Source organism: Desulfobulbus elongatus DSM 2908 (assembly GCF_000621145.1).
GTDB lineage: Bacteria > Desulfobacterota > Desulfobulbia > Desulfobulbales > Desulfobulbaceae > Desulfobulbus > Desulfobulbus elongatus.
Window position 1 is genome coordinate 1 of record NZ_JHZB01000023.1, and the last position, 21,995, is coordinate 21,995.

Genomic DNA, 21,995 nt, shown 5'->3' on the forward strand with positions numbered 1-21,995 from the left:
CCCGCTTGCCGTTTGCCCAAGGCAACACCCGTTACACCAGGTCATTTGCCACCACTGTGCTTGAATTGCTGCGATTCGGCACCATCCAGGCGGTGGCCGAACATCTCCACGTCAGTTGGGATCTGGTCAAGGAGATTCATAAAAACTGGCTTGCCGCGAAATACCGGGCCATCGATCTGAGTGCAGTCCGGTATCTTGGCATCGACGAATTCAGTCTGCGCAAACGGCATACCTACATGACCATCTTTGTCGACCTCCTCTCCGGTCGCATCCTGCATGCCGTTGAGGGAACCAGTAAAGATCCTGAATCCGTGGCCGGTCATTTCTGCTTTGGTGTCATACCCTAGGCGCCGCAGGGCAGCGTTGACGGTGTTGTTGCTCATTGGCCGGGTATCGGTTCGCATCGAGGGGAACACGTAGGGGCCCGATCCGGTCAAGGCGTAAAGGGTCCGAAGAATAGAAACGGCCTGTGTCGCCAGGGGGACCATGTGAAATTCACCCTTGCGCCTGATCTTTTCGGTTGTACGGAGCTTGAGCCGTTCAATAGGGACGTTCCATTCCGCTTTATTCAGATCGAATTCGGACCATTTGGCCTGTCGCAGCTCGCCAGGGCGAAGAAAAAAGAGTGGGGCCAGTTTCAGGGCACACAGAGTCACGAATCCGCCCCTGTAGCCGTCGATGGCTCGCAAGAGTGCGCCTGCTTCGGCTGGATCGGTAATCGCCGCGTAATGCTGTTTCTGGATAACGGGAAGTGCGCCGCGCAAGTCCGGCGTGGGGTCTCGGTCGGCCGTGTCGAGGATGCCTTTCTCTTCAAGCCGGCGAAGACAGGAAAGTAATTCCGGTGCGGTGATGGAACGGATTGGCTTATTGCCAAGCCAGGGGAAGATGTATAGTTCGAACCGGCGAATGATCTTGTCGGCGTGACTCGGTGCCCAGGTCGGGGAAAATTTATCGTGCCATTCCCTGGCGATGACCTCAAATGTTTCCGACTCTTCGGTGGCCGCTGCTTTCTGTGCCTTTCTGACTGCTCCGGGGTCGATGCCCCTATCGAGAAGCGTACGGGCCTCTGTCCGCCTCCCGCGAGCTTCCAAAAGGCTGGTTTGGGGGTATGTGCCCAAGGTAAGCAGCTTCTCGGTACCCCCAAAACGATATTTCAGTCGCCAAAGTTTGCCGCCGGAAGGGGTGACAAGGAGGAAAAGGCCGCCGCCATCGAAAAGTTTGATGTTGGTGGTCTGGGGTTTGATTGATTTGACCCTAATATCCGTCAATGGAGTTATTTTCCGAGGCATTACGGGAATCTCCATGTTTTGGGGGTATCAAGGTTGGGGATATCGTCACGCACCCCTAAAAATACCCCTAAACTTGTTAGATTTTACCGTATCTCGTTAGACGGTATTAGACAATGAAAAACCCGCTTTCCTTGGAAGAAAGCGGGTTTGATAGACGGTGTTAGACACCGTTATACTACTGGATGGTGGAGCTAAGCGGGATCGAACCGCTGACCTCTTGAATGCCATTCAAGCGCTCTCCCAGCTGAGCTATAGCCCCCCCGTGCATGTCAGGGTGGCACTTACCATGGTTTGCCGGAGGCTGTCAAGTTTTTCTCAATTCTTTTTTGGCGGTGCGCCATATCGATTGCCAACTGACGCCTCTGTTGGTAATGTGGAGAGATTTCTCGCTGCGGCGGTTATGCAATACGTCAACAAATCGAATAACCCCGTCCTTCCGCACACCATGCGCGCGCAGATAACATTTAGACTTTACAGGTGATATCGGATGTTCTCTCCGTTCAATTTTCTTTTTGGCTGGTTGTCCAACGATCTGGCGATTGATCTCGGAACTGCTAATACGGTGCTGTATGTCAAAGGCAAGGGGATCGTGCTCCGCGAGCCTTCGGTGGTCGCGGTCCGCAAGGACGGGCGCGGCAGCCGGGTGTTGGCCGTGGGCAAGGAGGCCAAGGAAATGCTGGGCCGCACCCCTGGCAACATCGTGGCCATTCGGCCCATGAAAGACGGCGTCATTGCCGATTTTGAAGTCACCGAGGCCATGCTCCGCTATTTCATCAACAAGGTGCACAACCGCCGCACCCTGGTCCATCCCCGGATCATCATCTCCGTGCCCTCGGGGATCACCCAGGTGGAGAAACGGGCCGTGCGCGATACCGCCGAATCCGCCGGCGCCCGCGAGGTCTACCTGATCGAGGAACCGATGGCTGCCGCCATCGGCGCCGACTTGCCCATCACCGAGCCGACCGCCAACATGATTGTCGACATCGGCGGCGGCACCACCGAGGTGGCGGTCATCTCGCTGGCCGGAATCGTCTACGCCAAGTCGGTCCGGGTGGCGGGCGACAAGATGGACGACGCCATCCTCCAGTACATCAAGAGAAAGCACAACCTGGCCATCGGCGAGCGGACGGCCGAGGAGATCAAGACCACCATCGGCAACGTCCTGCCCGAGGAGCCCTACGAGACGATGGAAATCAAGGGGCGCGACCTGGTGGCCGGCGTGCCCAAGACCCTGACCATCACTTCCAAGGAGATTCAGGCTGCCATCGCCGAGCAGGTCGACGTGATTGTCGATGCCGTGCGCGTGGCCCTGGAACAGACGCCGCCCGAGCTGTCGGCCGACATCGTCGATCAGGGTATCGTCCTCACCGGCGGCGGCGCGCTACTGAAAAATCTCGACAAACGCCTGAAGCTCGAAACCGGCATGCCGATCATCGTGGCCGACGATCCGTTGTCCTCCGTGGTTCTCGGCTCGGGGCAGGCGCTCGATAATATCGAAATTCTCAGGGAAATCGCCATCGAGTAGCTGTGGAGGCAGTCGACCGGGAATCTTTGTTCCCCGCCCGCTCTCTCGCCGCCGCGCCGGTCTTCGCCGCCATTCCTCTCCGATGAGAAAAAAGCCCACTAGAAAACGAGGCGACCGCTACCGCCTCTTCCGGATCGTTCTCCTTGCCGGTCTGTTGATGACCCTGGCACTGATCTTCCTGGTTTCCACCCTGGGCAGTCAGAATTTCGGCCCGCTGCACAAGCTGATGCTCGAGGCGGTCGGGCCGTTGCAGAGGGCGGTGACCATGGGCAGCACCTATGTGGAGACCTTCAAGAGCGAATACATCGATATTCTTCAGGACAGCCTCCGGCTCCGCGAGGAGAACAAGCGGCTGATCCAGCAGTTGCAGGAAAACGAGAATATCCTCAATAAAAGCCGCGAGGCCATGGCCACCAATGCCAGCCTGCGCAAGCTTCTGGAATTCAAGAATTCCCTGGACCAACAGCAGGTGGTCGCCGCGACCATCGTCGGCAAGGATCCTTCCGCCATGTTTCGTTCGGTGATCATCGACCGCGGCTCGAACAGCGGCCTCAGCAAGGGCAACCCCGTGGTCAACAGCGATGGCGTTGTCGGCCAGGTGTTCGCGGTCACCCCGAATTACGCCAAGGTGTTGCTGGCGATCGCCCCGTCGAGCGCCATTGACGTACTGTTGCAGAAATCGAGGGTCCGCGGCATTCTCAAGGGCGACGGCACCCTGACCTATCGTCTCGAATATATTCTCAAAACAGCGGAAGTCGAGGAGGGGGACCATGTGGTCACCGCCGGATACGGAGGCATCTTCCCCACCGGCTTGCAAGTGGGCGTGGTTTCGAAAATCATCAGGAAGCCGAGGGGAATGTTCCATGAGATCGAGGTGACCCCTTCGGTGGACTATCAGAAACTGGAAAACCTGTTGATTCTCCAGCAGCCGCAGTTCGGCGAAATCAAACAGATGGAACAGCATTGACCGGGCCGGCCCGCTTGGAGACTTTCTCCGGCAACGGTCGGGCCGCGGCATGGGTGCACTGACGCGAAGGTGTAAACGGAAAGCAAACGATGGTTGTCCTGCATTTCATTGTCGTCGGCCTGTTGCTGGTGATCCTGCAAACGACCCTGTGCATGCGCACCCCGGTTTCATTCATGGCGCCCGATTTTTATTACGTGCTCGTGGCGTATCTGGCCCTGCGCCTCGACATGCTGCGCGGCCTGATCGTTCTGTTACCCCTGGTCTGCGTGCTCGACGTCCTTTCCGGTACCATTCTGGGCACCTATGCACTCCTCTGTTTCGGCGGCTATTTTTTTCTGCGGCAACTTGCCGTCAAGCTCCCGGGCAACGAAATCCTGTATCATTTACCCCTGATCAGCCTCAGTTTTCTGGCGGTATCCTGGGCGGTGTACCTTCTCCTCGAACTCCTGCAGCCCGGTCAGCAGGCCGCTTGGTCGTGGTGGAAGATGTTGATGCGGATGCTGCTGGTGGCGCTGTGTTCCTATCCCCTGTTTCTTCTTTTCGATGTGATGCAGAAGTATTCCCAGCGCAGTTTTCTGTCCTGGAGCAGATTGCGACTGCGCAGCGATAACCGGCGCAGGCGGACCTGAGTGCCGTTGGCGAACCGTGCAGGTGGAATGTGGCGAATCCGTTTGGCGACAGCATGAAGAATCTCAGGAGACTGAACCGGAAGAAAGGTGAACCGCTGTTCAATGCCGAACGGGCCAAGGACACCGGCGTCACCCGGTTGCCCAAGCGGGACGAGAGCGATCTGAGCGGCTACCGGAAGAAGGCGCTCTATTCCTTTGTCGTGATCATCGCGTTTTTTGCGATCATCGTCGCTCGTCTCTGGTTCCTCCAGGTCGAACAGGGCGAATACTACAATCAGTTGGCGGATTCCAACAGGGTCCGTTCCATCGACATCGCCGCTCCCCGGGGGAACATCTATGACAGCAAGGGGCGGGAGATCGTCACCAACCGGCCCTCATTCAATGTCGTCTGGATTCGGGAGAGCAACAAGATCAATGACGAATGGCTCAAGCGGCTGACCCGGCTGCTCAAGCAGGATTCGGCCACCTTGCTGGAAAAGATCCGCAAGATGGCGGGCACGCCGGGGCATATCCCGGTCCGGCTGGCCGAAGACATCGATTGGGAGACGGTGGCCCGGATCGAGAACAACCGGATGTATCTGCCGGAAATCAAGATCGAGGTGGTGCCCCTGCGCATCTACCATTACGGCAACCTGGCCTCGCACCTGATCGGCTACATGGGGGAGATCAACAAGACCGAACTGGATAAGGCGGACAAGGCCATCTACAGGGGCGGCGACCTGATCGGCAAGATGGGGCTCGAGCGGCTGCGCGAGGAGGATCTGCGCGGCGAGAAGGGGAGCAACAACATGGAGGTCAATGCCCTGGGATTCGAACAGCAGAACCTCAAGGACATCGAGCCCAAGCCGGGCAGGGATCTGTACCTGACGATCGACGTCGATCTGCAGAAGATCGCGGAGGAGGAAATGGCCGCGAAGAACTGGGCGGGCGCAGTGGTGGCGATGGAAGCCAACACCGGCCGGTTGCTGGCGGTGGCCAGCGCGCCCCAGTTGCACCTGGACGAGTTTGTCGGCGGCATTTCCCAGAAGGCCTGGCAGGCGATGCTCGACAATCCGCTCCATCCACTGATCAACAAGGTGGTGCAGGGCCAATATCCCCCCGGCTCGACCTACAAACCGGTCACCGCCTTTGCCGGCCTGGCGGAAGGGGTCGTCACCCCGGACACGCCCGTGTTCTGCCCCGGTTCGATGCGGTTCGGCAACCGCACCTACCGTTGCTGGAAAAGGGGCGGACACGGAACCGTCACCCTCAAACGGGCCCTGGCCGAATCCTGTGACGTGTACTTTTACACGGTCGGCCTGAAACTGGGGGTGGACCGGCTGGCCCGGTATGCCAGGATGTTCGGCCTCGGCGAGAGGACCGGCGTCGAGATGGAGCACGAGAAGTCCGGTATCGTGCCCAGCTCGGAATGGAAGAAAAAACGGTACAACGTGAAATGGCACGAGGGCGAGACCCTGTCGATCGCCATCGGCCAGGGCTACGATCTGACCACTCCGTTGCAGGTGGCCCAGATGACCGCGGTCATCGCCAACGGCGGCACGCTCTACAAACCGGCCGTGGTCGAAAAGGTGATCGACGCGGACGGCGGGGAGGTCAACGTGTTTCAACCGGAGGTCATCTCCCGGATACCCGGCCAGGGCCGGAACCTGAAACTGGTCCGGGAGGGCATGGTCGAGGCGGTCAACAGCCGCCGGGGAACCGGGCGGGAGGCGCAGATCGACGAACAGCACGGCATCATCGTCGGCGGCAAGACCGGAACCGCCCAGGTGGTGCGCCTGGCGCAGTACATGCATCTCAAGGAAGAGGACATCCCGTATGAATACCGGGACCACGCCTGGTTCACCTGTTTTGCCCCGGCGGCGAATCCGGAGATCGTGGTCACCGTCCTCGTTGAACACGGCCTGCACGGCGGCACGGCATCCGCGCCCATCGCCGCCAAAATCCTCAACAGATACTTCGAGAAGAAATTTGCGGGACAGGCCGAAGCCAAGACGACGCCGGCAAGCCGCCCCGCCGGCCGGGTCATCCTGCATCAGGAAATGATTGAAAATACCGACCCGCCACCCCTGGATGATCCCGAAGAAGGCGGACGGGAGATGGATGCAACCCCGCAACTCAACGAACTGCCCCATTAAACGTTATGTTTCATTTCGACCGGCGCTTGCTGCAACATTTCGACTGGGTCATGCTGCTGATGGTCCTCCTGGTGGGGGCGATGGCGCTGATCAATCTCTACAGTTCGACCCATATCCCGGACAGGGGCGCGTCCTCGATCTTTTACAAGCAACTGCTTTTTTTCGGCACCGGCTTGGTGATCGTCCTGGTGGTGCTCACCCAGGAGTATCAGAAGATTGCCAAGATGGGATATGTGCTCTACGGGATCATCCTGGTGCTGCTGGTGTATACCCTGTTGTTCGTCAATCCCATTGCCGGCTCGCAGCGGTGGATCGATCTCGGTTTTTTCAATCTGCAACCTTCGGAGCCGACCAAACTGGCCCTGATCCTCGTCCTGGCATCCTGCTATGCCAATCTCGACGTCCCGAACGGCTACCGCCTGCGCGACCTGATCAAACCGGGCATTCTCATTCTTTGTCCCTTCGTGCTGATCGCCAAGCAGCCCGATCTGGGAACCGCCCTGATCTGCGCCATCATCTTCGTGTCCCTGACCCTGTACGTGCGGCTGCGGTGGAGCACGCTGGCCATTCTCAGCACCACGGCCCTGGGATGCACGTTCGTCGGCTGGAAATTCCTGCTGAAAGAGTATCAGCGCAAACGGATCGAGACCTTCCTCAATCCCGAGGCCGATATCATGAACCACGGCTACCAGATCATGCAATCCAAGATAGCCGTCGGCAGCGGCAACATTTTCGGCAAGGGCTTCCTGGAGGGCACCCAGGGCCATCTCCAGTTCCTGCCGGAGCGACACACCGACTTCGCCTTTGCGGTGTGGGCGGAGGAATGGGGGTTTGCCGGTTCGGTGTTTTTCCTGAGCTGTTATTTCTTCATGATTGTCTGGGGGATCAACGTCGCCCTGTCGGCCAAGGACAAATGCGGCTCCATCCTGGCGTTCGGCTGCACGATGCTGATTTTCTGGCAGGCGGTGATCAATCTGTGCATGATCATGGGATTTTTGCCGGTCGTCGGCGTTCCCTTGCCGATATTCAGCTACGGCGGTTCCTCGCTGTTGACCAACATGGCCGCCATAGGCCTCATCATGAGCGTGCGGATGCGGAGCTTCCCGCCGTCACCGGCTTCTTCCTGATTGCGTCCGTCAGCCGCCGGCGCCAAGCTCGGTCAGCACCAGATCGCGCAGGCCGGCGATGAACCGGGGATCGGCGTTCAACCCCGGAGTCGAGGCAAAACGCATCCCCAATCCTGTCGCCACCTCCCGGTACTGGATATCGATTTCAAACAGAGTCTCGACGTGATCGGAGACAAAGGAAATCGGCACCACCAGCAGGTTGCGGCATCCTTCGCGGGCAAGCGATGTGATCACCTCGGGCAGCGGCGGCCCCAGCCATTCCACCGGCCCGCTACGGCTCTGGTAGCAGAGCGTGCCCGCAATGGCGGTCAGGGCTTCGATGGCGCGGATCGTCTGGTGCAGATGCTCGACATACGGGTCGCCCTCCCGGATGAATTGCACCGGCAGACTGTGGGCGCTGTACACCACCTGCACCGGTTCGCCGTGAAAAGAGCGGACCCCTTCCCTGATCCGGTCGGCCAGGCAGGCGACATAGGAGGGCTCGGCCGGCCAGGAATGGATTTCGCGGATGGGGATGGCGATGCCCAGCCGGGGCGCGGTGCGGCGGAGGTCGCTCATCGAGGAGCCGGTGGTGGCGATCGAATAGTGGGGATACAGGGGCAGGGCGACCATGGTCTGCACCTGTTCCCGCACCATGTCCCGTAGCGCCTCTTCGGCCAAAGGGTGCCAGTAGCGCATGCAGGGGCGCACCACAAAGGCGCCGTCCGGGCGCAGGAGCCGTTCCAGGGCACGGGCCTGCTCCTCGGTTTTTCTGCGGATGGGCGAGCCCCCGCCGATGCGGGCGTAGTTGGCCATGCTTGTGGGCGCGCGGCGCCGGGCGATGAGCCGGGCGATGGGCTTTTGCAGAAAGGCCGGGCCGAGGCGGATGATCTGGCGGTCGGAAAACAGGTTGTAGAGGAAAGGGCGCACATCCTCAAGCCGTTCGGGACCGCCGAGATTCAGGAGTAAGATGCCGATTTTGCTGTTAGTCTTCATGACGCCACTCTAACGGTTCGAGCGGTCGGCCGTCAAGAAAATGTACCCCGGCCCCTTGATTTACCCGCCAGCCAATGGCTATAATGAAGGCATGGTCAAGCTGTATTCTCCCAAAATCAATCACTTCTCGTGCGCTTCGCACACTCCTTACCACGGCCTTCTTACAGGGCAAACAGGAAAAACTGAAGAAGAACGCCCGTATCTTCTGGGCATGGGATGCTGCGGCACGACCGTCAGGCAGCGGCATGGGGTCGCTGACGTCTTTCTCCGTGGAGGATGTTTATGGAACTGAAAATCGAGGCCAAAAATCTTGACATACGCAAGAGCTGGCAGGAAAAGATCGACGAGGAACGGATCAAATTGATCCGTCATTACGCCAATCTGGTGCTGCATCTCCGTGTAAGCATCGAGGCCACTCCGGGATACAGGGAAGGCGGCTACGAGGTACGGCTGGTGGCGACCGTGCCCAACGACACGGTCGCGGTCAAGCGGTGGGGCGAGAGCGTCCGGCCGCTTCTGGTCGAGTCCTTCGACGTCCTTGGCGCGCAACTGAAAGAGATTGTCAAGAAACGGCAGGATCATAAGTCGGTGAAAGCGCAGGGCGCGGTGCTCGACGGCAAGACCTCCGGGATCATCCGCAAGATCGTGCCCGACGAATCCTATGGGTTCATCGCCACCGACGACAAACTCGATGTCTTTTTTCATGCCAGCAGTTTGAAGGACGTGGTCATGAGCGATCTCGCCGAGGGAGACGAGGTCCTGTTCGCCATGGAGGAAGGCGATAAGGGCTTGCAGGCCACCTGGGTCAGGGTGGGGCACGCCTGAACGGTATCCCGCATCAAGCCGCCCGGGATGCCCGACATTCCGGGTGGCGACGAACCCCGCCGCATGGCGGGTTTTTTTATGGCCGCTGCTGTGCCGACCGTCATCGCAACGGGCGAGAAAAAAGGGTTGGTTCCGGTGCCGTTGCTGTGTACAACAGAGCAAACGCGCCCTGCCCGGCTCTCTCCTGCGGCGCGGCGCCGGTTCCCGTCCTTGTCCAGGAGCGTCCATGAGTCCACCCGAGCTGTACCTGATCGATGGCAGTGCCTATATTTACCGGGCCTATCACGCCATCAAGCCGCTGTCCACCTCCGGCGGCCTGCCCACCCATGCGGTCTTCGGCTTTGCCACCATCCTGCGACGGTTGCTCAAGGAACGCAATCCGCAGTACCTGGCGGTGGCGTTCGATACCAGGGGGCCGGTATTCCGCCACCGGCTGTATGACCGCTACAAGGCCAACCGCCCGCCCATGCCGGAGGACCTGGCCCGGCAGATTCCCTACATCCGCCAACTGGTCCTGGCCCATCGCATTCTTCTGCTGGAACATGATGACCAGGAAGCCGACGACCTCATTGCCTCGGCCGCCACCGCCATGGTTCGCCAGGGGTACAAGGTGGTGATCGTGTCCGGCGACAAGGACCTGCTTCAGTTGGTCTCACCGGATATCAGCCTGTGGGACCCGATGAACGATCGGGTGATGGACGAGGCGGCGGTGCTGGCGAAGTACGGCCTGCCGCCCACCCGCTTGCTCGACTATTTCGCCCTGACCGGCGACAGCTCGGACAATATTCCCGGCGTGCCCGGCATCGGGCCGAAGACGGCGCAGAAACTGATCAGCGAATACGGCGACCTGGAAGGGCTGTACAAGGGACTCGACGCCCTGAAACCGTCCAAGAGCGTCCAGCAGATCCGGACGCACCGCACCGAGGCCTTCCTGTCCCGCGACTTGGTGCGACTCAATGCCGCCGCCGAGGTACCCGAGGCGATTGACCGCTACCGGATGGTCGAACCCGATGGGGAGGCACTCCGCGGCCTGCTGACCGAACTGGAGTTTCATTCCCTGCTCAAGGATGCCGTCCAGGCGGCCAGGGTCGAGACGAGCCGCTTCCGTCTCGTACGGGACGCAGAGGCGTTGACCGCGCTCAGTTCGCGGTTGGCGACGGCCGAGCTGCTGGCGGTGGATACCGAGACCGATTCCCTGGACCCGCTGCGCGCCCGGCTGGTGGGCGTCTCGCTTGCCGTCGAGGAGGGGGATGCCTGGTATCTGCCCTGCGGCCACCGCGACGAGACGGACAGCCCGGTGGCCGGCCAGTTGGCTCCGGAGCAGTTGACAGCTTTTCTGCTGACCCTTCTCGAAGGGCGCGACGGCGTCACCATCGGGCACAATCTCAAGTTCGATCTGGCCGTCCTGGCCGCGCCCCACAATGGTGCCGTCCACTTGTCCGGCCCGCTGTACGACACCATGATCGGTGCCTGGCTGCTCGATCCGGACAGGCATTCGTACAAACTCGACGACCTCTGCCGGGAGATCGATATCCGAATGACCAGCTTCGCCGAGGTCACCGGCGGCGACAAGGCCGAGGATGCCTTCAGTCGGGTCGGCCTGGAGGCGGCCAAAAATTACAGCTGCGAGGATGTGTACGGCGCCATGCAGCTCTACCTGCGCCAGCAACCGCTCCTGGCGCAGGCCAACCTGCTTTCCCTGATGCAGGAGATGGAAGGTCCGTTGATCCCGGTGCTGGCTGCCATGGAAGAGGCCGGCATCCGGGTCGACGGTGACCAGCTGGCCGCTCTTGCCGACGAGTTCGGGCGGCGATTGGAGGAGGACGAACAGGGGATCTATGCCGCGGCCGGGATGGCCTTCAACATCAATTCGCCCAAGCAACTGGGCGAGGTGCTCTTCGACAGGCTGCACCTGCCGAAGGGCCGGAAAACCAAGACCGGCTGGTCCACCGATGTCAAGGTGCTGGAAAACCTGAGCCTGACCCATGCCCTGCCGGCGCTGATCCTCCAGTACCGCAACCTGGCCAAGCTGAAATCGACCTATGTCGACAAATTGGCGAGCCTCCGGAATCCGCGGACCGGCCGGGTGCACACCTCCTTCAACCAGTGCGGCACCGCCACCGGCCGGTTGAGTTCGAGCAATCCCAATCTGCAGAACATCCCCATCCGGACCGAGGAGGGCCGGCGCATCCGCTCGGCGTTCATCGCCGATACCGGCCGTACCCTTCTGGCCGCCGATTACTCGCAGATCGATCTCCGCGTCCTGGCGCACTACTCCGAAGACCGCGAGTTGATGGCCGCTTTCCGGGCGGGCCAGGATATCCATCGACGGACGGCGGCGGAGATTTTTTTCGTGGCCCCGGAACTGGTGACCTCGGACATGCGGCGGGTGGCGAAAACCATCAACTTCGGCATTGTCTACGGTATGTCCAGTTTCGGTCTGGCCAGCCAACTGCGCGTCAGCCGCAAGGAGGCCCAGACCTTTATCGACCGCTATTTCGCCCATTTTTCCGGAATCAAGGAATTTATGGGGACGATTGTTGGGCAGGCGCGGCAGGACGGATATGTGACCACTCTGCTCGGGCGGCGGCGCTACCTGCCCGACATCAACAGCAGCAACCGCGTCCAGCGCGAATTCGCCGAACGGGCCGCCATCAACACCCCCATTCAGGGAACCGCGGCCGACATCATCAAACTGGCGATGCTGCGGGTGCACCGGGAATTGGCGCGGTGCCGGTTCCGGAGCCGTCTGTTGCTGCAAATTCACGATGAACTGGTCCTGGAGGTACCCGAAGACGAACTCGAAGAGGTGTCGGTACTGGTGCGAAACGCCATGGAGTCGGCCCTGGCACTCCGTGTTCCCCTGGTGGTGCATCTCGGCCACGGGCACAGTTTGGAGAAGGGAGAGTAATTTTTCTTTTCCTTTTTCGGTAATCTTACGGTATACAAACGCGGCGGGAATGTGTGCCGCAGCTCGTTGGATAAGCGGCATTTTTTCAGAAAAACGGAAGCAAATTCCCAGTTTTCCGCCATGGCGGAATCGTGTGAGGTCGGCTGGCGGGATGAAACCGCCCTGATCGGCATTGTATGTTCTAACATTCCGATTTGTCGTCGTTGCATGAACAGGTTCGTTTTTTGCTTCGCACCGGGCAAGAAAAAACCTGGAGGAGTGCCGATGCATCCACGTGAAGCCATTCGAATCCTGATGCTCAGCCCGGTATATTTTCGGTTGAGCGTGTCCCAACGGTGGCAATTGGTGCGGGAATATTGCCGGAATTTCAATGCCGGCAGGGCGATGAAGTGACACGATGGAGTACGCTCTTTATGGAATTGCCCCCTGCAGTCGCGACCGGCGCTGAACGCCGGCGCCACAAACGATACCGGGTGAAGGAGGAAACCTTCGCCTTTTTCGGCGAACACACCGGCACCCTCGTCGATATCAGTGCAGGCGGTCTTGCCGTTCAATGTGCCGTTTTTGAGAAAGAACCGGTCCTCCCCACCCATCTCGACATCTTCATTGCCGATCCCCACTTTTATCTTCCCGACCTTCCCTTTTCCATGGTCGGTGAAGTGCAGACCGTCCCGACGTCGATCTTCAGCCGCCTCAGGATCAAGCGGTTCAGCATCAAATTCGGCCCCCTGAATCGCGATCAGGTAGCCCAGATTGAGCGATTCATTGCCGTCAACACCGTGGCTACCCATTAAATTTCTTTCTTTTTTCGGACGAGGACGCACCGGCCGGGCCGTCCTCGTCGGTTGCGGAGCGTGGAATGCAAAAAACAGTGCTGCTGCTGGTCGTGGTGTTGCTGGGGAGCGTTGGCCCTCTCCTGGCGGGCGAGGAAATCGCCGTCGGTGGTCGGGAACAACAGGCGGTGAGCGTCACCATCTACACGAAGAATCTGGCCCTAGTGAAGGACCGCCGGACCATCGACCTGCCCAAGGGCGTGCGTACCCTGGCCTTCCGCGAGGTGAGCGCCCAGATCAGGCCGGAGACGGCCGTGATGCAGGGCCGTGACCTGGCGGTGCTGGAACAGAACTTCGAATACGACCTCCTCACGCCCCAGTCGCTGCTCCGGAAATATGTGGGCCGCGAGGTGACCATGAGCAGGCGCCATCCCGCCACCGGGGAGGATCTGTCCGTCCAGGCCAGGGTACTCAGCGCCGGCGATGGTGTGGTGCTCCAGGTGGGCAACCGGATCGAGACCGAGGTGAGCGGCCGGCTGGTCTATCCCGACGTGCCCGATACCCTGCGCGACCGCCCGACTCTGACCATGCTGGTGGACAGCGGTGCCGAGGGGCCCCGCGAAGTGGAACTGACCTATTTGACGGCGGGACTTTCCTGGCGGGCCGATTACGTGGCGGAACTCAACGCCGCCGACGATCGCCTCGATCTGAGCGGCTGGGTGACCCTGACCAACGAGAGCGGCGCCCGCTATCCCCAGGCACGACTGCAACTGGTCGCCGGCGACGTCAACGTGGTGCAGCGGTCGCCGGAGCCGCGGGCGACCCGGTTGGAGGCCACATTGGCCATGGCTCCGGCAGCCAAGGCCATGGCCGAAGAGCCGATGTTCGAGTACCATCTCTATTCCCTTGAGCGCCCGACCACCATCGGTGAAAATCAGAAGAAGCAGGTGGCCCTGCTCCAGGCCGGCGGCGTGGCCTGCCGGAAGGAATATCTGCTCAGGGGACAGGAATATTATTTCAGTGCCCGGGCCGGAGAAATCGGGCGCAAGATGAACGTCGGCGTCTTTGTCGAGCTGAAGAACGAGAAGGAGGGGGGGCTGGGGCAACCCCTGCCTGGCGGCGTGGTGCGGGTGTACAAGAAGGACAGCGGCGGTTTCCTCCAGTTTGTCGGCGAGGATGCCATCGACCACACTCCGGAGAAGGAACTGGTCCGGCTCCGCCTGGGCGACGCCTTCGATATCACCGCCGACAAGGTGCAGACGGACTTCAAGCAGCTTAAGAGGGAGGAGGGGGAACCGGCCGGCTCCCTTTGCGAGAGCGAGTATGCCATCCGCGTGAAAAATGCGAAGAAAGAGGCGGTCACGGTCAAGGTGCAGGAACCGATTCCCGGAGACTGGCAGATTCTGAGCGAATCGGGCCGGCATGTCAAGGAGGCGGCCAACCTGGCCTCCTGGATGGTCACCGTCCCGCCCATGGAAACCGCCACGCTGACGTACCGGGTCAGGGTCCGAAACTGACGGGGTGACCGGGAGGTTTCCGTCGGGTGGAAACGGATCGTGCCGATGGGCGCGATCCGTTTTTTTTTGAGTGAAAAGCGGGGAGCGGTCAGCTGCGTTCGGCCAGGGGCATGAATTTCCGGGCCGGCGAGCCGATATAGATCTGGCGGGGGCGATAGATCTTGGTCTCCGGATCCTCCCGCATTTCCTTCCACTGGGCGATCCAGCCCGGCAGCCGTCCCAGGGCGAACATGACGGTGAACATGTTGGTGGGAATGCCCAGGGCCCGATAAATGATCCCGGAGTAGAAATCGATGTTGGGATAGAGGTTGCGGCTGACGAACCAGGGGTCGTTGAGCACGATCTCTTCCAGGTTGAGGGCGATCGCCAGCAGCGGGTCCTTGACGTTGAGGATGCCGAGCAGCTCGTCGCAGGCGTCCTTGATGATCGTTCCCCTGGGGTCGTAGGTGCGGTAGACCCGGTGGCCGAATCCGGAGAGACGGAACGGGTCGTTCTTGTCCTTGGCCTTGGCGATGTATTTCTTGTAGTCGTTGTTGTCCTTGTGAATCGCCTCGAGCATCAGGATGACCGCCTCGTTGGCGCCGCCATGGAGCGGCCCCCACAGGGCGTTGATGCCGGCCGAAATCGAGGAGTAGAGGTTGCCGCCGGCGCTGCCGACCAACCGCACCGCCGAGGTCGAGCAGTTCTGCTCGTGGTCGGCGTGGAGGATGAGCAGCTTGTTGAGGGCGGCCACCACTTCGGGCTGCACAAGGTAGGGCCTGACCGGCGTATGGAACATCATGTTGAGGAAGTTGCCGCAGTAGGACAGGTCGTTGCGCGGATAGACGAGCGGTTGGCCGATGGACTTCTTGTACGAGAAGGCGGCGATGGTCCGGATCTTCGAAATGAGGCGGCTGGCGGTCATGTCGATGTTTTCCAGCGGGTCGGCGCTCATCTCCGGATAGAAATTGTGCAGGCTGTTGACCATCACCGACAGGATCGACATCGGCGAGGCGTTGGGCGGAAACTTGTCGAAGAAGTGGACCATGTCCTCGTGGATCAGGGCATGGGATTCGAGCAGGGTGCGGAAATTCTCCAGTTCGACCCGGTTGGGCAGCTTGTTGTGCAGCAGCAGGTAGGCGACCTCGATGAACAGGCATTTCGACGCCAGGTCCTCGATGGCATACCCCCGGTAGCGCAGAACTCCCTTGGCACCGTCGAGATAGGTGATGGTGCTGCAGCAGGAGGCCGAATTCTTGTAGCCGGTATCGAAGACGGTATAGCCGGTCTGGCGGAGCAGATCGCGGACATCGATGGCCCGGTCCCCCTCGATGCCCTCGACGATGGGCAGGTTGTGGGTGACGCCGTCGATGGTGAGCGTTGCCGTTTGTTCGAGCGAAATGTCGGACATGAACGTCCTCCTTCAGGAATCGTGGGTACAGTGAGGCCGGATGCGGGACCGTGCGGTGGACGCCGGTGGCGTCCCGTGGAAAAAGCATGCACGGAGGGCGCTGTTTGGGTAGAGTAGCGGCAAAGACATCCTGCGGTAACGGTTCGTCCTTGCCCCATTGTGTATCAAGGCCGCACCTTATCGCATTTATTGCTGAAATTCAAGACAGGGCGTGCAGGAATGCACGGTCGGGCCGGGCGGACGGGAAGGAGCGGAAGACTCCGTTGTCCGCCGTGGCAACGGGGAAGGAAACGATGTTGGAAGATTTGGCAAAGAAACGGGCGTATATCCGCGAGGCTATGGAGTATGCCGTTACCGAGGACGATCGGGCCGGGGCCGAGGACCTGCTCGACATCTACCGCGAGGACCGGATCGGCCTGGCCCTGTTGCAGGAGTTCTACAGTTACCTGCCCGAGGCGCGGGAGGATTGGGTCAGGGAGATCCGGGTGGTCAACCGGCATCGCGGCATCTTTCTTCTGGCGGCGTTCACCGCCCATGACCGCTACCTTTATCTCGTTTCTAGCGAGGGGTTGGAGTTCCAGGGGAGCATGGCTGACGGCTATCTGACGGAGGAATTGCTCGATTTTTTCGGCTACGAAAGCGCCGAGGCCTTTGCTGCGGTCTGCGCCGCGCCGGATTCCCTGGCCGTGTACGAGCCGGTGCAGATGGACGAGGATGTCTGCCCCGCCTGCCATGCCGAGGCCGGAGAACTGCACGAACTGGGGTGTCCGGTGGAGCTCTGCCCCTGGTGCGGCGGCCAGCTCATTCGTTGCTCCTGCCGCTATGATCAACTCGGACTGGATGCGATCGGCTCGGAGGAGGAGTTGCTCCAATTCGAGGCCATTCTGGAGGCACGCGGCAGAATCCCCTATTCCCGGGAACAGCGGCCGAGCTTTGCCGACGACGGCTGGCAGGATGACTTCGAGGAGTGAGACGACGGCGCCAGGCGGCGCGCCGCCTGGTTGGGTGCGCACGCACGAGCCGGAGGCCGCAGGGCCTCCGGCTCTTTTCGTTGCGGCGCCAAGAAACGGGGCGGGTGGGGTTACTTTTTGGCCCTCTGGCTCTCCAGGTACCGGAACAGGTCCGAATCGGCGGAGAGGACCAGCGAGGTGTTCTTGTTGACGATGGCGCGATAGCTCTCCAGGCTCTTTTGGAAGGCGAAGAACTCGGGTTGGCTGGAATAGGTCTGGGCGTAGATCTTTGCCGCCTCGGCATCGGCCTGCCCCCGGATTTCGATGGCTTCCCGCTTGGCTGTCGAGGTGATCTCTTGCAATTCGCGGTCCACCCGTCCCAGGATTTCCGCCTTCCGCCCTTCACCGGTCGACCGTTTCTCCGCGGCGATCCTCTTCCGTTCGGAAATCATCCGGTCGTACACCCGCAGGCGAACCGACTCGATATAGTTCACCCGCCGGAACATGACATCCAACAGCTCGATACCGTACTGCGGCGTTACCTTGGACGCGGCGTCGAGCACCATCTGGCTGATTTTGTCCCGGCCCACCTTGGGCGGCACGATCATGTCCCGGGATTGTGCCTTGGCCGCCATGTAGTCGGGAGTCCAGTCGGAGCTGCGGATGATCTCGATCAGGTCGTGTTTGTTCACCAGGTCGCGCACCGTGCCGGCAATGATGTCATTGAGCAGGGAGGCGGCCCGTCTTTCCGTGCCCACGGCCTGGAGAAACCGCAGGGGATCGACGATCCGCCAGCGGGCCGTGTTGTCCATGTAGATGAAGGTCTTGTCGATGGTCGGAATCTGGTTGGGATCGCCGTCCCAGATGAGTACCCGTTTGTCGAAGTACTGCACCACCTGGATGAAGGGCATCTTGAATTTGAAACCGGCCTTGGTGACCGGCTCGCCCACCGGGGCGCCGAACTGGGTGATGACCGCCTGCTGCCCTTCGGGCAGGATGAAGAAACCGTCCCAGACGGTGACGGCTGCGCCGGCGAGGAGAAACAACAGGATGAGACGGATGATTTTGTCCATGAGATCGTGTCGGTTAAGGGAAAAGGGGAAGCCGCCGGACAGGCGATGCCGGGTCATTTGACGGCTGGTGGCTGCTCCTTGGCCGGGGTGCGGGTGAGATCGAAGAGCGGCAGGATGTTCTGCTGGTTCTTGTCGATCACGTAGATATGGTCGACCTTGGGCAGAATGTCCTCCATGGCCTCGAGATACAGCCGCTGCCGGGTGACCTCTTCCGCGCCCTGGTACTCTTTGACGATCGCCTTGAATCGGTTGGTTTCGCCGGTGGCCCGGTTGACCCGTTCGGCCGCGTAGCCGTGCGCTTCCTCGACAATCTGCTTGGCGCTGCCGCGCGCCTTGGGGATGACCCTGTTGTAGGTTTCCTCAGCTTCGTTGACCAGCCGCTTCATATCCTGGTCGGCCTCGTTGACCTCGTTGAATGCCGGCTTGACCTGCTCCGGCGGGTTGATGTCGAGAAGTTGCAGGGTGACGATGCTGATGCCGCATTCCAGCCGGTCCATCTGGCCCTGCAGTTCCTGCTTGGCATTGGCGGCCAGCACCTCGCGGTTGCCGAGGACATAGTCGAAGTCCATGTTGCCGACGATTCTCCTGGTCACGGTTTCGGACGCGTCGCGGACCGCCTGGGCGACATCGCGGACCTTGAACAGGAAACTGACCGGGTCACTGACCTTGTACTGCACGATCCAGGCGACCTCGATCACATCCTTGTCGCCGGTCAGCATCAGGGCCTCCATGTCGTACCCCTTGCGGTCGAAGGTCGAACTCACGTTGGGGGTGCGGGTACGGAATCCGAACTCCTCCTTGCGCACCGTTTCCACATCGACCTTGGCCAGATCCTCCACGAAGGGGATCTTGAAATGGAGACCGGGCTGGGTGGTGCGGGTATATTGTCCGAAACGGAGGATGACGCCGACCTCGCCCGGTTTGATGGTGTAGAAGCAGGAAAAGGCCCCCTGAAGGATGAGGGCGGCCACGACAATCGCCAGGATCTTGCCGGCGCCGGCGAACAGGTTGGGTTGCTCCCCGGAGGATTGTCCTTCCTGGTCGCCGCGCGGCGCGCTCCCTTCTCCCTTGCCGGAGAAGGCGTCCCGGATTTTCTGAATCAGGATGGCGAGAAAATCTTCCGGCCCTGCCGGCTTTTTCTTCTTGCCCCAGGGCGGTTGTTCGTTCATCGGCATGGATACGGCTCCATAGGTTGCTGGTTGCAGGCTGACTGGATGAAGATCGGGAATACCTGGTGCCCGGCCCGTTGGTCGCAACGACGGGAGAATGGTAAACGAGGTTTACAATATGCACTCGTTTCTGTTCCGTCAAACAAGAACGGGCCGCTTCAGGTCTTTTCCGGCCCGGTCGCCGCGCTCCGGCCGGTGTTTCACGGCAATGCCCACACCCAGGCGGCAATCGGCGCGGCCAGTGCCAGGAGAAAGATCGGCGCCTGCCATGCCGGAGCCCGCAGCCGCTCGACAAAGCCGCTGCGGTGGCCCAGCCAGCCGCCGGCAAGGCCGCAGGCAAAGCCGAACAGATGGGCGCCGAGATCGGTCCGCACCCCTTCGCCGCCGAGCAGGGCGAGCAGTGCCGCGCCGGCACCCAGGGGCAGCAGCAAGGCCCTTGGCGAGCGGCGGGCGGAACGGGCCAGTTGCAGACCGGTCAAGAGGCCGATGGCCGCGAACACCGAGGTCGAAAATCCCACCGAAAGGTGGGGCTGCCCCCGCAGGCCGATATTGGCGAGATTGCCGAGGGTGCCGGTGATGACCAGCAGCAGCCAGCATTGGCCGTAGCCGATCATCCTGCCCAGCAGGTGAATGATCATGCCCCCGATGAGGCAGTTGCCCAGGAGGTGGGCGAGATCGGCATGGAGGGTGAGGGCGGTCAACAGCCGCCACCACTCGTTGCGGCCAAAAACGGCGGCGCTGTCGAGCATCCCCCTGGCAAACCAGAGGTTGTCCGGGGTCCACGAGCCGGTCTGCGTGAAGAAGAGGGCGAGAAGCGCCAGCACCGGCAGGGTGGGCTGGGTCTGGGGCGACAGAGCCGGGGCGGGCGGCGGCGTTGGCGGCCAGTGCAGATTTTCCCGGTGATACGCGTCGAGGTGGAACCGGGCTGCTGGCGCATCCCCGACGGTGACCCGTAGCTGCCCGGCGGCCCGGTCATAGTGGAAAGGAATGCCGACGGCTTCCAGCACCAGCGCCAGCGATGCCATCGTGTCCGGTGTGCCTTCGGCGACCGGAATCAGATCGGCCCGTTCGTCATGATCGTTGAGAACCATCACATCATTGTCTGCATGAAAAGGCGGTTTGCCAAGGTGGTGTCGGCATCGGCGCCAAGGACGGCCGGGGCGATTGATGGCCGGTATGTCTTGACAATGGGGGCATGGCCATTACAATGTATCCGTTTTACCGTATCCGGAGCTGAAGCCCTTGGCAACAAGCCCCGCTGCATCCGGCGGAATCGTTTTCGCCGCCCATGAACCCGAACGACGGACGATTCATTATGCTTGCCTTGCTCAAACGATTGACCCCCTTTCTCCTGGTCCTTTTCACCGTAACCCTTTTCGATGCCGGCATCTCTACCCAATATGCCGAGGCCCGGTCCAAATCCGGCGGCCGTTCGTTCAGCAGCCCCATGCGGCAGCCCTCGGCCCAACCGACCGCACCCGGTCAATTCGGCCAGCAGCGGCAACAGCAGCAGATGCAGCAGCCGGGAGGCGGCTTTGGCCGCGGCCTGATGGGCGGCTTGGTCGGCGGTGCACTCGGCGGCCTGCTCTTTGGCAGCCTGTTCGGCATGGGCGGCAGCGGCATGGGCATTCTGCCGCTTCTGCTCCTGGGCGGCGTCGGCTATTTTCTCTACAAACGGTTCGCCAACCGGCCGCCGGTGCCTTCCTCGGCCGGCTATCAGCAGCCGCCCGATGCCGGCAGATTTCAGGCCGGTCAAGGCGTCTTCGGCGGCGGTTCGGTGCCGCCTGTGCCGCCGGTTCCTCCCATCCGCGAGACCCGGACCGTGGAGCAGGGATTGGCGGAAATCCGTCTGGCCGATCCCGGTTTCGACGAGAAATATTTCCTCGAAGTCGCCTCGGATGTCTTCTTCAAGGTGCAGGCCGGCTGGATGCGACGCGATCTGGATTCCTACCGCAACCTGCTGGGCAGCCAGTTGGCGGCCGAATATGAAGGCCATTTCGCCCGCATGCGGGAGGATGGCCGGATCAACAAGCTGGAGAGCATCGCCATCCGCAGGGTGGAGATCGTGGATGCCGGCAGCAACAACGGCGAGGATCATGTCACCGTGCTGTTCACCGCCAATCTGCTCGACTATACCGTGGACGACACAACCGGCGCCCTGGTCGAGGGCAGCATGACCGAGCCGGTGAAATTCGCCGAACAGTGGACCTGGGCCCGGCCGGTCCGAACCGAGGCCTGGAAACTCGAAGGCATCGAGGTCGTCGAAGGATAGCGGCTGCCATCATTCGAGAGTGGCGAGCCGCCTCCCGTACGGGAGGCGGCTCTTTTTTTGTCAGGACGAACGGCCGGACCGGCAGCGGATTTTCCGCCCGTGCACCGGCTCGGAGGAGAAGAAAGGAATGACGACAATCACCTGGGATGACTTCGCCAGGGTGGAGCTGCGGGTCGGGCAAATCGTCAGGGCGGAGGTCTTTGCCGAGGCCCGCAAACCCGCCTACATCCTGCATGTCGATTTCGGCCCCGAGATCGGGATCAGAAAATCGAGCGCCCAGATCACCGCCCTGTACCGGCCGGAGGCATTGATCGGCCGCCAGGTGGTGGGGGTGGTGAACTTCCCCAAGAAACAGATCGGTCCGCTGATGTCGGAATGTCTCGTTACCGGCTTCTATAACGAGAACAACGAGGTGGTGCTCTGCGTGCCCGACCGGCCGGTGCCGCTGGGGGCCAAGCTGGGCTGAGG

The 21,995-nt window shown here is 61.1% G+C and carries 19 protein-coding genes, 1 tRNA gene and 1 pseudogene; 14 read left to right on the forward strand and 7 right to left on the reverse strand.

The features are described 5' to 3' along the window. The first annotated feature begins 56 nt into the window (after window positions 1–56). Window positions 57–347: a transposase gene (locus Q362_RS24990; protein ID WP_157470080.1), complete on the forward strand. Its 291-nt coding sequence runs from the start codon at window positions 57–59 to the stop codon at window positions 345–347. On the opposite strand, the pseudogene Q362_RS20390 reads toward Q362_RS24990, so the two are convergent. Both Q362_RS20390 and Q362_RS0111860 read right to left on the reverse strand, forming a co-directional pair. Then, window positions 312–1,304 (reverse strand): annotated as a pseudogene (locus Q362_RS20390) (tyrosine-type recombinase/integrase); the annotation flags it as partial. The gene Q362_RS24990 and the pseudogene Q362_RS20390 sit on opposite strands and share 36 nt — an antisense overlap. A 168-nt stretch (window positions 1,305–1,472) precedes the next feature. Continuing rightward, a tRNA-Ala gene (locus tag Q362_RS0111860) sits at window positions 1,473–1,548 on the reverse strand. A 228-nt stretch (window positions 1,549–1,776) separates the two neighbouring features. Between Q362_RS0111860 and Q362_RS0111865 the strand changes: the two genes are divergently transcribed. The 5 genes from Q362_RS0111865 (at window position 1,777) to rodA (ending at window position 7,672) form a co-directional block, all read left to right on the forward strand. Continuing rightward, window positions 1,777–2,814 (forward strand): rod shape-determining protein, encoded by a 1,038-nt coding sequence (locus Q362_RS0111865; RefSeq protein ID WP_028318869.1) that lies wholly within the window; start codon window positions 1,777–1,779, stop codon window positions 2,812–2,814. A gap of 82 nt (window positions 2,815–2,896) precedes the next feature. After that, window positions 2,897–3,781 (forward strand): rod shape-determining protein MreC, encoded by an 885-nt coding sequence (gene mreC / locus Q362_RS20395; protein WP_084312642.1) that lies wholly within the window; start codon window positions 2,897–2,899, stop codon window positions 3,779–3,781. 89 nt (window positions 3,782–3,870) lie between these two features. Further along, window positions 3,871–4,410: a hypothetical protein gene (locus tag Q362_RS0111875; protein ID WP_028318870.1), complete on the forward strand. Its 540-nt coding sequence runs from the start codon at window positions 3,871–3,873 to the stop codon at window positions 4,408–4,410. A gap of 29 nt (window positions 4,411–4,439) precedes the next feature. Beyond that, window positions 4,440–6,545, forward strand: coding sequence for a penicillin-binding protein 2 (mrdA, locus tag Q362_RS20400; RefSeq protein ID WP_245590215.1), 2,106 nt, complete (start codon window positions 4,440–4,442; stop codon window positions 6,543–6,545). A gap of 26 nt (window positions 6,546–6,571) precedes the next feature. Next, complete coding sequence (gene rodA, locus Q362_RS0111885; RefSeq protein WP_245590216.1) at window positions 6,572–7,672, forward strand: rod shape-determining protein RodA; 1,101 nt, start codon at window positions 6,572–6,574, stop codon at window positions 7,670–7,672. 9 nt (window positions 7,673–7,681) lie between these two features. On the opposite strand, the gene hemH is transcribed toward rodA, so the two are convergent. After that, window positions 7,682–8,647, reverse strand: a complete 966-nt coding sequence (hemH, locus tag Q362_RS0111890) for a ferrochelatase (RefSeq protein ID WP_028318872.1) — start codon at window positions 8,645–8,647, stop codon at window positions 7,682–7,684. A 282-nt stretch (window positions 8,648–8,929) separates the two neighbouring features. Between hemH and Q362_RS0111895 the strand changes: the two genes are divergently transcribed. The 5 genes from Q362_RS0111895 (at window position 8,930) to Q362_RS0111910 (ending at window position 14,673) form a co-directional block, all read left to right on the forward strand. After that, a complete protein-coding gene (locus tag Q362_RS0111895; RefSeq protein ID WP_028318873.1) occupies window positions 8,930–9,472 on the forward strand; it encodes a cold shock domain-containing protein in 543 nt (180 codons plus the stop codon). Between the two features lie 226 nt (window positions 9,473–9,698). After that, a complete protein-coding gene (gene polA / locus Q362_RS0111900; RefSeq protein ID WP_028318874.1) occupies window positions 9,699–12,383 on the forward strand; it encodes a DNA polymerase I in 2,685 nt (894 codons plus the stop codon). A 66-nt stretch (window positions 12,384–12,449) separates the two neighbouring features. Next, window positions 12,450–12,776: a hypothetical protein gene (locus Q362_RS23625; protein WP_157470071.1), complete on the forward strand. Its 327-nt coding sequence runs from the start codon at window positions 12,450–12,452 to the stop codon at window positions 12,774–12,776. A gap of 20 nt (window positions 12,777–12,796) precedes the next feature. Continuing rightward, window positions 12,797–13,177, forward strand: coding sequence for a PilZ domain-containing protein (locus Q362_RS0111905; protein ID WP_028318875.1), 381 nt, complete (start codon window positions 12,797–12,799; stop codon window positions 13,175–13,177). A gap of 65 nt (window positions 13,178–13,242) precedes the next feature. Continuing rightward, complete coding sequence (locus Q362_RS0111910; RefSeq protein ID WP_028318876.1) at window positions 13,243–14,673, forward strand: DUF4139 domain-containing protein; 1,431 nt, start codon at window positions 13,243–13,245, stop codon at window positions 14,671–14,673. An 88-nt stretch (window positions 14,674–14,761) separates the two neighbouring features. Here the strand turns inward: Q362_RS0111910 and Q362_RS0111915 are convergent, their stop codons facing one another. Beyond that, window positions 14,762–16,063, reverse strand: coding sequence for a citrate synthase (locus Q362_RS0111915; protein WP_028318877.1), 1,302 nt, complete (start codon window positions 16,061–16,063; stop codon window positions 14,762–14,764). Between the two features lie 293 nt (window positions 16,064–16,356). Between Q362_RS0111915 and Q362_RS20405 the strand changes: the two genes are divergently transcribed. Continuing rightward, the gene (locus Q362_RS20405) at window positions 16,357–17,034 is read left to right on the forward strand and encodes a hypothetical protein (protein WP_035216553.1); all 678 of its coding nucleotides are present in this window, start codon (window positions 16,357–16,359) and stop codon (window positions 17,032–17,034) included. Between the two features lie 110 nt (window positions 17,035–17,144). Here the strand turns inward: Q362_RS20405 and hflC are convergent, their stop codons facing one another. The 3 genes from hflC to Q362_RS20410 all read right to left on the reverse strand — a co-directional run bounded on the left by hflC (window position 17,145) and on the right by Q362_RS20410 (window position 20,346). Next, window positions 17,145–18,086 (reverse strand): protease modulator HflC, encoded by a 942-nt coding sequence (gene hflC, locus Q362_RS0111925; protein WP_028318878.1) that lies wholly within the window; start codon window positions 18,084–18,086, stop codon window positions 17,145–17,147. Between the two features lie 53 nt (window positions 18,087–18,139). Further along, window positions 18,140–19,261 carry an FtsH protease activity modulator HflK gene (hflK, locus tag Q362_RS0111930; RefSeq protein WP_028318879.1) on the reverse strand — a complete coding sequence of 374 codons (1,122 nt, stop codon included), beginning with the start codon at window positions 19,259–19,261 and terminating at the stop codon, window positions 18,140–18,142. A gap of 194 nt (window positions 19,262–19,455) precedes the next feature. Next, window positions 19,456–20,346 carry a rhomboid family intramembrane serine protease gene (locus Q362_RS20410; RefSeq protein WP_051554215.1) on the reverse strand — a complete coding sequence of 297 codons (891 nt, stop codon included), beginning with the start codon at window positions 20,344–20,346 and terminating at the stop codon, window positions 19,456–19,458. 224 nt (window positions 20,347–20,570) lie between these two features. On the opposite strand from Q362_RS20410, the gene Q362_RS0111940 reads away from it, so the two are divergent. Both Q362_RS0111940 and Q362_RS0111945 read left to right on the forward strand, forming a co-directional pair. After that, entirely contained in the window at window positions 20,571–21,527 is a 957-nt protein-coding gene (locus Q362_RS0111940; protein ID WP_028318880.1) for a Tim44 domain-containing protein, read from the forward strand. Between the two features lie 127 nt (window positions 21,528–21,654). Continuing rightward, window positions 21,655–21,993, forward strand: a complete 339-nt coding sequence (locus Q362_RS0111945) for a tRNA-binding protein (RefSeq protein ID WP_028318881.1) — start codon at window positions 21,655–21,657, stop codon at window positions 21,991–21,993. Window positions 21,994–21,995 lie beyond the last annotated feature (2 nt).

Coding starts and splice junctions, on each gene's coding strand:
- Q362_RS0111905 (WP_028318875.1), top strand. CDS start 12,797: ATGGAATTGCCCCCTGCAGTCGCGACCGGCGCTGAACGCCGGCGCCAC.
- polA (WP_028318874.1), top strand. CDS start 9,699: ATGAGTCCACCCGAGCTGTACCTGATCGATGGCAGTGCCTATATTTAC.
- hflC (WP_028318878.1), bottom strand. CDS start 18,086: ATGGACAAAATCATCCGTCTCATCCTGTTGTTTCTCCTCGCCGGCGCA.
- Q362_RS0111910 (WP_028318876.1), top strand. CDS start 13,243: ATGCAAAAAACAGTGCTGCTGCTGGTCGTGGTGTTGCTGGGGAGCGTT.
- Q362_RS0111915 (WP_028318877.1), bottom strand. CDS start 16,063: ATGTCCGACATTTCGCTCGAACAAACGGCAACGCTCACCATCGACGGC.
- hemH (WP_028318872.1), bottom strand. CDS start 8,647: ATGAAGACTAACAGCAAAATCGGCATCTTACTCCTGAATCTCGGCGGT.
- Q362_RS0111895 (WP_028318873.1), top strand. CDS start 8,930: ATGGAACTGAAAATCGAGGCCAAAAATCTTGACATACGCAAGAGCTGG.
- Q362_RS0111940 (WP_028318880.1), top strand. CDS start 20,571: ATGCTTGCCTTGCTCAAACGATTGACCCCCTTTCTCCTGGTCCTTTTC.
- Q362_RS0111875 (WP_028318870.1), top strand. CDS start 3,871: ATGGTTGTCCTGCATTTCATTGTCGTCGGCCTGTTGCTGGTGATCCTG.
- Q362_RS20410 (WP_051554215.1), bottom strand. CDS start 20,346: ATGGTTCTCAACGATCATGACGAACGGGCCGATCTGATTCCGGTCGCC.
- Q362_RS0111865 (WP_028318869.1), top strand. CDS start 1,777: ATGTTCTCTCCGTTCAATTTTCTTTTTGGCTGGTTGTCCAACGATCTG.
- mreC (WP_084312642.1), top strand. CDS start 2,897: ATGAGAAAAAAGCCCACTAGAAAACGAGGCGACCGCTACCGCCTCTTC.
- hflK (WP_028318879.1), bottom strand. CDS start 19,261: ATGCCGATGAACGAACAACCGCCCTGGGGCAAGAAGAAAAAGCCGGCA.
- Q362_RS0111945 (WP_028318881.1), top strand. CDS start 21,655: ATGACGACAATCACCTGGGATGACTTCGCCAGGGTGGAGCTGCGGGTC.
- Q362_RS20405 (WP_035216553.1), top strand. CDS start 16,357: ATGTTGGAAGATTTGGCAAAGAAACGGGCGTATATCCGCGAGGCTATG.